The organism is Halorubrum sp. SP9 (assembly GCF_005435015.1).
Taxonomy (GTDB): Archaea; Halobacteriota; Halobacteria; order Halobacteriales; family Haloferacaceae; genus Halorubrum; species Halorubrum sodomense.
In genome coordinates this window covers 1-224 of record NZ_SGXU01000751.1, presented here as the reverse complement: position 1 = coordinate 224, position 224 = coordinate 1, and the positions used below count along the sequence as shown (strand labels likewise).

Sequence of the window (224 nt, the reverse complement as noted above, 5' to 3'; positions counted from 1 at the left end):
GGTGAGCGCCTGCTGGCTGGCTGAGTGTAAGGCACCGGTGTCGATGATGATGACCGCGTCCTCGTCGATCACCTGGCGGAAATCGAGGTGTGGGTCATCACTGTCGGGCACGTGATTGAACAGCTGGGTGAGCCGGTCATCGATCGGAATCTTCTCGATCCGATTGTGAACCCCCTGAAGCAGCTCGTCGAACGTCTGCTGGCTGTTGGCAGCGACGCTGTACA

Annotated in this window: 1 protein-coding gene; it reads right to left on the bottom strand. The window is 59.4% G+C overall.

Annotation, left to right across the window (positions count from 1 at the left end; genetic code table 11):
• Positions 1-224, bottom strand: a 224-nt coding sequence (locus EXE45_RS19220; protein ID WP_137695217.1) for a hypothetical protein, incomplete at both ends; no start/stop codon positions are given.